This is a genomic window from Mycobacterium sp. (assembly GCF_032162605.1).
Classification (GTDB): Bacteria; Actinomycetota; Actinomycetes; order Mycobacteriales; family Mycobacteriaceae; genus Mycobacterium.
The window spans coordinates 1-4224 of the sequence record NZ_JAVROT010000266.1 but is presented as its reverse complement, the minus strand read 5'-3'; the positions used below and the strand labels follow the sequence as shown (position 1 = coordinate 4224).

The 4224-nt window shown below is 64.8% G+C and carries 5 protein-coding genes; 3 read left to right on the top strand and 2 right to left on the bottom strand.

The window, feature by feature from the left end; all coding sequences use genetic code 11:
• The coding region (locus tag QOI01_RS15825) for an SDR family NAD(P)-dependent oxidoreductase (RefSeq protein ID WP_526382478.1) at nucleotides 1–558 on the top strand (558 nt) is incomplete at its 5' end.
• 133 nt (nucleotides 559–691) lie between these two features.
• A complete protein-coding gene (locus QOI01_RS15820) occupies nucleotides 692–889 on the top strand; it encodes a hypothetical protein (protein WP_526382476.1) in 198 nt (65 codons plus the stop codon).
• 473 nt (nucleotides 890–1362) lie between these two features.
• On the opposite strand, the gene QOI01_RS15815 is transcribed toward QOI01_RS15820, so the two are convergent.
• Nucleotides 1363–2307: an SDR family oxidoreductase gene (locus QOI01_RS15815; protein ID WP_526382474.1), complete on the bottom strand. Its 945-nt coding sequence runs from the start codon at nucleotides 2305–2307 to the stop codon at nucleotides 1363–1365.
• Between the two features lie 359 nt (nucleotides 2308–2666).
• Nucleotides 2667–3287: a TetR/AcrR family transcriptional regulator gene (locus tag QOI01_RS15810; protein WP_526382472.1), complete on the bottom strand. Its 621-nt coding sequence runs from the start codon at nucleotides 3285–3287 to the stop codon at nucleotides 2667–2669.
• Nucleotides 3288–3406: 119 nt separating this feature from the next.
• Between QOI01_RS15810 and QOI01_RS15805 the strand changes: the two genes are divergently transcribed.
• Nucleotides 3407–4224 (top strand): AMP-binding protein (locus tag QOI01_RS15805; RefSeq protein WP_526382470.1); only part of this gene is annotated, 818 nt, incomplete at its 3' end.

The window sequence follows — 4224 nt, the reverse complement described above, 5'->3', positions numbered from 1 at the left end:
AACCGCGGCTTCGCGGATGCGCTCGAACAATTCGGACGCCTCGACGGCCTCGTCAACAACGCCGGCGTGCTTATCCCCAACGACGACCCCTCCAGCACGCTGGCCGAATTTGACGCAATCTTCGGCGTCAACGTCCGCGGAACGTACCTGTGCTGTCGGGCCGCGCTGCCGATCAGGATCGAGCAGCACACAGGATCGATTGTGAACATCGGTTCCATCAACTCGATCGGCGCCGAAAAGAAACTCGCCCTCTACGTCGCGAGCAAAGGTGCCATCCTGATGCTCACCAAGGCCATTGCGCTGGACCACGCGCACCAGGGCGTGCGCGCCAACGTCGTCTGCCCGGGCTTCGTCGACACCGCACTTAACGTCCCTCATTACGAGATGCTCGGCGGCCGAGGTGAACTTGAACGATCACTCGCCGACTTTCAACCCATCGGGCGTCCGATCGAAACCCGCGAGATCGCCGAGCCGATCGCATTCCTGCTCTCCGACGCATCAAGTGCCATGACGGGTTCAGCGATGGTCGTCGACGGCGGTGTGCTAGCCAAGGCGTGACGGATGCGGCACCGACATTCTGACTCGGCCGGGTTGAAAGTTGTTGCATGGCAGACCTCATAGGGAGGAAGAACTTCTGTGAGGACCGGCCGCCACAAATCCACAACGATCCACCTTTGCAGCGGAGTCGCGTGTGTCGACCGGGCCGACCGCACTCGCCTACCCGGCCGCCCCATTTGCCGAAGAGTGGACCGGACGCAGATCCCGGGCTGGGCGCCGCAGCGATGACCCGGTAGCCGCCCTGTTGCGTCCGGTGGTGATCTCGCTCAAGCGTGGCGGCGCGAGCGTTCACCGTGAGAACTACGGCCGTAGCAACTTCGTGATCAGGTAGGTCACCGCGGCGGGTAACGCGGCATTCCTCCCTGCCGCGCGCAGGCGACGCTCGACAGCTCAGCGGTCATCACATACTTCTCACTTTCGTCTCCTAAAGCATTGTTGCCCAACAGTACCCACCTATCGACTCCCTACACAGGTCCATCCAATCCTGTCTCCATGCATCATCCGCTGCATCCCAACATCTCCAACGCCATCGCCCCAGAGAGGCGTCGGCACTTTGGCGCGAGGGCCGTGATACTGGTTTCTGGCGCACCCGAAAATGCCTCCGCGGGACCGCGGTTCGCCCCTAGGTGAGGTGATTGGAGGTGTTGACGATATCCCGGTTGGCGAAGTGGAGCATCAGCTACTACAACGACACCGCGAACAAAGCCATCGCCCGCGACGATGGAGACCAACCGTCTCGACCATTTGGCCCGACAGACCGGGCTGCTGAACAGGTCGCCACGGATTTCGGCGGCTCGCCAATCGCTACTCGGCGGCCTTGAGCAGTTCTTGGGAGACCGTCCACAGTCGGTCGGCATTCGCCGGGTCGAGAGCGTATCGCGCCACGCCCATCGGGGTACGGGCGCGAGTGCGCCCGGTGGGATGGTCGATGATCTCGGCTTGGTTGCAGTCTTCGAAGTAGCGGCCGCCGATACCCTCCAGCAATGGCGACACGGCGAGAAGCACCGATGTGGCCGCACCCTGCTGCGCGGATTTGAGCTGATCCTCTGGGAACCGGTTGCTGCTCGTGCCCCCGATGTGGCGCATCAGGTTGGTCATGATGAGACCGGGCATCAGGGCATTGGCGGTGATGCCGTCGCCGGCCCATCGACGAGTCGCTTCGACCGCGAACAGCACGTTGGCGGTCTTGGACTGTCCGTAGGCCACCCACGGGTCGTAGGGCCGCGTCGTGAAGTGCAGGTCGTCGAAGGATACCGGGGAGAGCAGGTGGCCGGCGGAGCTCACCGACACGATCCTGGCCGCGCCGTCGGCGGCGAGCGCGTGGTGGAGTCCGGTGGCGAGCGCGAAATGGCCTAGGTGGTTGGTCGCGAACTGCAGTTCCCAGCCGTGCGCAGTGCGGGTTTCGGGGCTGGCCATCACTCCGGCGTTGTTCACCAGGACGTGAAGAGGTCCGTCCCAGGACTCGACGAATGCCGTGATCGAGGCCGGATCGGTGAGGTCTAGCGCTGCGACGTGTAGCGCGTGGTTGCCAGTGGAGTCGGCGATGTCCTTGGCGGTACGTTCGCCGGCTGCGGTGTTTCGCACGGCCAGGGTGATTTCGGCGCCGGTGCCGGCGAGCGCGCGAGCGGTCTCAATGCCGATGCCGGACGCCGCGCCGGTGACCACGACGCGACGGCCGGAGAGGTCGATGCTGGCTGCGACTTCTCCGGCGGTGCTGGAAAAGCCGAAGCGGGTCTTGATGGCACTCACGATGGGGTCTCCTCGTGGATTGGCATTGATTGGGGGGAGCCAGGCACCTCGACATGCAGTAGCTCTAGGTGGTCGCACGGTTCAGGCAACGTGTCACTGCGGTGTGGATGCGAGTAGCTCGTAGTGAAGAGTCAGTCGCTTCATGGGCTTCGGCATGTCCAACCCTGACCACGTTAGCGAACATGGCGACGATATGTAGCCATTGGCTGATTCCTGCGCCAGCTTTGCTTGGAGCCTCAACAAGGCCGTCGCCACCATCGACAAGCTCTGGACGGCCGACGAAGACGCCGCCTAGTGCGGTGGGCCGCTCATCCGCGTCTCTTGACGCAGCTCCCAAACATGTTTGACAGCAGTCAATTTCATCTGTCTGTGCGGGCGGGTAGCGCTGAGGCACTGTCGGTCAGCGGTGCGAGTACGACTCGCAGTATCCGGCGGCACTCCTCCTCGGTAGGCGGGCGCTGGCGGGTCTCCCTCCAGAGCACGACGCCGAAGAACGCCAGATACACGATCATTTCGGTGTCGTCGGTCGGTCCCACCTCGCCTCGGGCGCCGGCGCGATCGAAGGCGCGCCGAAATGCGCCGAGCCCACGGGCATTGACGGTATCGACGAGGTCCTTGAGTTCATCTGAGGTCGACCCGACCGCGCGGTGGACCGCCTGCCCTTCGGGCAAGGCCATTCGTTCCGCCATGACGAGCATCAGGGCCAGCAGATCCCCGCCCAGCGAACCGGTATCGGGATCCTGGTCGAAGCGCTCGAGTCCCGGCTCGAGGACGGCCAACAGCAGGGCGCCCTTGGACGGCCATCGCCGATAGATCGTCGTGCGATTGACGTTGGCCGCCTTGGCGACTCCCTCGATGGTCAGCCCGGGGAAGCCCACTCGTGCCAGTTCGGCCACGGTGGCCTCGCGCACCTTCTCGACCACCTGCTGGCTTCGGGGACCGCGCTGCGCGCCCGTCGTTCGCCGCGTCGAACCGTCCATAGGCCCAGGAGGCTAACACGTTGGACTAATGGCAACAGTACGTTGCCATTAGTCGCTTTCCGCGCTAACGTCAGTGCTGACCCCAGCAAGAGACTCCATCGGAAGGGCTGGTGATTTTTGTGTCCACTGATACCCGCGAAGAGCGGTTCACACGCCGCATCGCCGATTTGCACGCCACGGACGACCAGTTCTCCGCGGCCCGACCCAGCGAGGCCGTATCTGCGGCGATCGGCCAACCGGGGCTGCGACTACCGCAGCTTCTGCGAACGCTGATGGAGGGCTACGCGGACCGGCCCGCACTCGGGCAGCGCGCCTTCCGATTCGTCAATGACCCGGCGACGGGCCGCACTTCCATTGAGCTGCTGCCCCGGTTCGAGACCATCACCTACCGCGAGGTGTGGGACCACGTTTGCGAATTCACGGCTGCCCTGGCAGACGATCCGGTACGGCCCGGCGACCGGGTCGCTGTGCTGGGCTTCACCAGCGTCGACTACACGACCATCGACATGGCGTTGGTCCAGTTGGGCGCGGTGTCCGTTCCGCTGCAGACCAGCGCGCCCGTCGCCCAGCTACAGCCCATCGTCGCCGAGACCGAGCCGGCCGTGATTGCCTCGAGCGTCGACTATCTCGACGACGCCGTCGACTTGGTGCTGACCGGCCACGCGCCCGCGCGGTTGATCGCGTTCGACTATCACCCGGAGGTGGACGCGCAGCGCGAGGCGGTCGAAGCCGCCCGGGCGCGGTTGGCGCAGGCGGGCAGCCCGGTGATTGTGGAAACGCTGGGCGAGGTCCTGGCACGCGGTCGGGCGCTGCCGGCCGCTCCGCCGTTCGTCGCCGATGAGGACGACCCGTTGACGTTGTTGATCTATACCTCGGGCAGCACCGGCGCGCCCAAGGGCGCGATGTATCCCGAACGCTTGGTTGCCAATTTCTGGCG